Raw genomic sequence first — 5,194 nt, forward strand, 5'->3', positions numbered from 1 at the left:
ACGTGGTGGACAGCCCGCACGGCGGCGGCAAGATTCCGCTCATGCCGAACTACCTTGTCAGCATGAGCGACGACGCCGTCGTCCTCCGCAATTACGAGGGGATGCTCATCCGCTACCAGGCGGAGGACAAGAGCACCCCGGAAGCCCCGACGCCGACCCGCGGCGTGAGCGGCCTCTTGCAGGGCGACAAGACCTCGCTGATGCCGGAAGGCAACGAGCGGATGGCCCGCCGGCGGAAGAAGCTGCAGGTGATCGACCCCGGCTACGAGGCCGGCGGGTGCGGCGACGGCGAGAAGCCGGCCGAGCCGATCTTGCCGCTGTCGATCATCCGCAAGGCGACGCCGAAGCGGAAGCCGGTCAAGGCCGTCAAGAACGGCAAGAACGGCCACCACGCGGTGACGAGTTAGCAAGAACGGCCACAGATAAACACAGAGAGCACGGATCAGACATAAAAATGTTTTGATCCGTGCTCTCTGTGTTTATCTGTGGCTCAATTTTTGGTGAGTTATGAATTTCGGCATCGCCTTCGACCTGAAGCCGGACGAGCCACTGCCCGCCGACGCGCCGGACGACCTGTACGAGGAGTTCGACGCGCCGGTCACCATCCAGGCGATCACCGCCGTGCTAGAGAAGATGGGCCACACGGTCACGCACCTGCACGACGGCGAGGCGTTCCTCGAAAAGGTCCTGTGGGCGAAGCCGGACTTCGTGTTCAACTTCGCCGAGGGCACCGGCGTCGGCCGCTCGCGGGAGGCCCGCGTCCCGGCCGTCTGCGAGATGCTCGGCATCCCGTACACCGGGTCGGACCCGCTCGCGCTGGCCGTCGCGCTGGACAAGGATTTGACCCGCCGGCTGGTGCAGACGGCCGACGTGGTCGTCCCGAAGGGCCTAACGCTGAAGTTCGACGCGACGCCCTACGACGGCGACTACGCCGAGTTCCCGGCCGTGCTGGAGGCGAGCGGGTTGCCGCTGCCGGTGATCGCGAAGCCGACGTTCGAGGGGTCGAGCAAGGGCGTCCGCAACCGCTGCCTGATCCGCACGCCGGAGGAGTTCGGCCCGACCGTGATGAAGCTGTGGGAGGAGTACCGCCAGCCGGTGCTCGTGGAGGAGTTCATCACCGGAACGGAGGTGACGGTCGGCGTCATCGGCAACGACCCGCCGCAAGTCTTCGGCGTCATGTCGATCGCGCCGCGGGAGCAAACGGAACACTTCGTCTACAGCCTGGAGGTGAAGCGGGAGTACCTCAACCTCGTCGATTACGCCTGCCCGCCGGCGCTGCCGGTGGCGGTGCTGCGGGACATCGAGGCGGCGGCGCTGACGGTGTTCGACCTGCTCGGCTGCCGGGACGTGGCCCGGCTGGACTTCCGCGTCCGCGACGGCGTGCCGTACTTCATCGAGATCAACCCGCTGCCGGGGCTGAACCCGGAGTCGAGCGACCTCGTCATCATGGCGAACCTCCTCGGCGTCACGCACGCGGACTTGGTGACGCGAATCGTGACGGCCGCCATCGACCGCACGCCGCGGTGATTTCATTTTGCATATTTCATTTCGCTATTTTGAATTGGTCCAGGTCATGAAACCCGCCGAACGGAACCACCCGTCATGCGCCTCCCCCGCGTCACGATCCTGTACAACGAGCCGACGCTGCCCCCGGACCACCCGGACGCGGACTCCGAACACGACGTTCTCGACACGGTCGATGTCGTCTCGAAAATCCTGCTCGACGCCGGCCTACCGTTCGCCCGCCTCGGCGTCGGGACCGACCCGGCCGCGATCATCGACGGGCTGAAGGCGCAGGCCCCGGACGTGGTGTTCAACGTCTACGAGGGCACGGCCGCGTGGGGCGAGAGCGAAACCTACGTCGCCGGGCTGCTCGAACTGCTCAAGATTCCGTTCACCGGCTCGTCCGTGCAGCCGATCCTCGTCGCGAAGTCGAAGACGCTGACGAAGCAGCTGCTGCAAACGGCCGGGCTGCCGACGGCGAAGTTCTTCATGCTCGACGCGCTGCCGGTCCCGCCGTGCCCGCTCCCGTGGCCGGTGATCGTGAAGCCGGCGCTGCAGGACGCGAGCGTCGGCATCGACCAGAACGCCGTCGTCACGACGCAGGCGGCGCTCGAGGCCCGAGTGAAGCACGTCCTGGACACCTACGGCCCGCCGGTGCTGGTCGAGCAGTTCGTCCGCGGGCGGGAGTTCCACATCAGCGTCTGGAACCGCGACGGCACGGCGGTCACGCTGCCGTTCACGGAGATCGTGTTCCTGGAACAAGAAGGCGACGACCCGATCTGGCCGATCGTCAGCTTCGACGCGAAGTGGAAGCCGGACTCGCGGGACTACAAGGCCACGCCGGTGAAGAACCCGCCCGACCCCATCGACCCGGAGGTCGAAAAAAAGCTTAGCGACGTGTGCGTCCGCGCGAGCGAGCTGGTCGGCTACCGCGATTACGCCCGCGTGGACGTGCGGCTGACGGCCGCCGGCGAGCCGTACATCCTGGAGGTGAACCCGAACCCCTGCATCAACCCGCTCGCCGGCGTCGCGGCGGCGCTGGCGACGGCGAACATCCCGTACCCGGAGTTCATCCTCGGGCTGGTGAACTCGGCTTTGCGTCGGGGGCCAAGGCCGGAACTGGCCGACGGGTGGGAAACGAGGAAGGCCGTCGAGCCGCCGGCGGTCGTTCCGGCGCTGCCGGCCGGCTGGCGGGTGCGGCCGGCGAGCGCGGCCGAGGGGCCGCCGGCCCTGGCGTGGATCGACGAGGCGCTGTGGAAGGAGTGCGAGCCGGTCGGGACGGACTTCGGCGTCGTGCTGACGAACGGCTCCGCCGTCGGCGGCGTGGCGTTCGCGAGTGTGGAGAACGTCCGGCACGGCGTCTACCGCCTCGACTTCGTCGCCGTCGATCCGGCGCTGCGGCGGCAGGGCTGCGGCCGGGCGATGCTGGCGGAACTGGAGAAGCAAATCGCGGCCGCCGGCGGCCGGTTCGTGGCGGCGAGCTTCACGTCCGCCCCGGCGACCGGCGGGCTTCGGCAGTTCCTGCTCCGGTGCGGGTACGCGACGTGCGGCGAGGTTCCGGACTACTACCGCGACCAGTGCTCGCGGCTGACGTTCGCGAAGGTGTTGAAGGCCGAAAGCCCCGGCACGGCCGTGCCGGGGCTTTCGATCACTCCAGCGCCTTGAGCAACTCCGCGGGCGTGGTCTTTTCGATAATCTTCAAAAAATCCTCCGTGTACGAGCCGCCGGCGGGTTTGAACGCCTCGCGAACTTGCACGACGCCGAGGGGCTTGCCGCCGGCCGAGACGCCGCCGGCGATCACGACCCGTTTCATCCCCAGGGCGGCGATGTGGCCCACGTCCCCGACGCTTCGAAGCACGGAGGGAACCATCGTGCCCAGCCGCTGCCCGAAGTAGGGTTCGTCCGTCACGAAGCTGGCCAGCGTGTTAACGGCGACGGCCTTCGTGACGCGCCGCTCGGTCGCGGCCGCACAGAGGGCGATCAACCCGGCCGGTCCGTCACCGATGACCACGATATCCTTCGACTCCTCCTGGGCCGCCAGCCGCGACACGTCGTTGACCCACTGGCCCAGCAGCGGCCGGCCGATCCACAACGCCCACTCCGCGGAGTTGTGATCCGGTGCCCGTCCGATGACATCTCCCTTCACGGCGGTGCCGCCCGCCGCCCGCGGTTCCAACACGACGAGCCGATGCCCCGCCGAGCGAATAGCTTCCGCCAACGCGCCTTTCGCCACCTTTTCGCGGTCCTCGAAACTCACGAGTATCACCGCGGTGCCGGTCTTGCCGGCGAAGGCGGAAGCCGTCAAGCGCGGTTCGTGCGTGTCGTCCGTGGGTAGTCGTAGAAGTTTCACCAGACTCATGGTGCGATCGTCGCGATTGCGATTGACCGCCAGCAGCTTCTTTCCCTCCGCGGCCGCGAACTTCGGCAGCGTCACGAAGTCGTCCGGCCGCGTGTCGCCGGGGTAGCACCGCAAGTCCTCCGGCTTCTCCGGCTTCACCTCCGGCTCCTTCACCGGCGAGCCGTCGCCCTCGCCCTTGAGGTGCAGCGTCATCCAGCCGTACATCGCCTCCCGCATCGCCCGGTTGTAATCGTGGCCGCTCTCGAAGACCGCGTGCTGGAGGCTCGCCTCCTTGCCGTGCAGCTTGAACACCGGCTTCGCGGCCGCGATCGACACCTTCGCCGCGTCCACGGAGAACTGCGGGGCGTCCTTCGTCGCGCTCACGACCATGAGCGCCCGCGGGGCGACCATCGCGAGCAGGCCGGACTCTTCCGTGAACGTCAGCGCCCCCGGCACGACCTCGCACAGGCAGCACGCCGCGCCGAGGTACGCCTGGTAGTTGCCGACGGAACAGACCGGCACGGCCGCCTTCAGCCGCTCGTCCATCGCGGCGGCGTACATCGTCTGGTTGCCGCCGCCGCTCGCGCCGGTGACGCCGATTCGCTTGCCGTCCACCTCCGGCCGCGTCAGCAGGTAATCGACGGCCCGCATGTTCTCGTAGACTTGTAGCCCGGACAGCGGCAGGCCGACGGGCAGGAGCGTGGCCGCGACCATCTCGCCGTGGTACTCGCCGAGGTTCTTCGTGATGCCCCGCTCCCCCGCGCCGAAGGCGTCCACGCACAGGACGAAGAACCCGAGTTTCGTCGCCCCGATGCACCGGGCCTGCACCACCGGGTCTTGCTTCGCCCCCTTCCAGTGGCCGTGGACCATCAGGAGGGCCGGGAGCTTGCCCTTCTTGTCCGGGACGTAGGCGTTCGCCGTCATCCGCACGCCGGGCCGCGTCTGGAACGTGACCTTCTCGACCGTGTAGCCGTCGCGCTTCAACTCGCCGTGCTTCCGCACGGCGAGGTCGCACGGTTTCTCCGGGAACCCGCCCCACGCGGCGAGCAGCTTCGTGCGGAGGTCGGCCCGCTGCGCCGTCCAGTCGGCGAGCGTCGTCGGCGGCTTGTCGTTCTGGCGGAGGGCCTTCGCCTGGGCCTTCACGAAGTCGAGGAACTGCGTGGACGGCCCGTCGGCGGCGAGCAAGAGCGGCAACAGCAGGGCGGGGACGAATCGCATGAGGTGATCTCCGGCGGGGTGGGTTTTTATATAGCCGCCGGCTTGCCGGCGGGGTTTTTGGGAGCCGCAAACCCCCCCGGCAAGCCGGCGGCGATATGGGGCCGGGCGATTCCGAAAATCCGCGGGTTGGGGGGA

At 68.2% G+C, this 5,194-nt stretch carries 3 protein-coding genes and 1 pseudogene; 3 read left to right on the forward strand and 1 reads right to left on the reverse strand.

Annotation, left to right across the window (positions count from 1 at the left end):
- The 3 genes and pseudogenes from AC5JJ2_RS18040 to AC5JJ2_RS18050 form a co-directional block, all read left to right on the forward strand.
- A pseudogene (locus AC5JJ2_RS18040) lies at positions 1–407 on the forward strand (hypothetical protein); the annotation flags it as partial.
- A gap of 100 nt (positions 408–507) precedes the next feature.
- Complete coding sequence (locus AC5JJ2_RS18045; protein ID WP_495859415.1) at positions 508–1,527, forward strand: D-alanine--D-alanine ligase family protein; 1,020 nt, start codon at positions 508–510, stop codon at positions 1,525–1,527.
- A gap of 75 nt (positions 1,528–1,602) precedes the next feature.
- Entirely contained in the window at positions 1,603–3,168 is a 1,566-nt protein-coding gene (locus tag AC5JJ2_RS18050) for a GNAT family N-acetyltransferase (protein WP_495859416.1), read from the forward strand.
- Here AC5JJ2_RS18050 and AC5JJ2_RS18055 read toward each other — a convergent pair.
- Complete coding sequence (locus tag AC5JJ2_RS18055; protein WP_495859417.1) at positions 3,152–5,059, reverse strand: alpha/beta hydrolase family protein; 1,908 nt, start codon at positions 5,057–5,059, stop codon at positions 3,152–3,154. The two genes, AC5JJ2_RS18050 and AC5JJ2_RS18055, sit on opposite strands and share 17 nt — an antisense overlap.
- Between the last annotated feature and the right edge of the window lie 135 nt (positions 5,060–5,194).

It is taken from the genome of Limnoglobus sp., from assembly GCF_059499385.1.

Coding starts and splice junctions, on each gene's coding strand:
- AC5JJ2_RS18045 (WP_495859415.1), top strand. CDS start 508: ATGAATTTCGGCATCGCCTTCGACCTGAAGCCGGACGAGCCACTGCCC.
- AC5JJ2_RS18050 (WP_495859416.1), top strand. CDS start 1,603: ATGCGCCTCCCCCGCGTCACGATCCTGTACAACGAGCCGACGCTGCCC.
- AC5JJ2_RS18055 (WP_495859417.1), bottom strand. CDS start 5,059: ATGCGATTCGTCCCCGCCCTGCTGTTGCCGCTCTTGCTCGCCGCCGAC.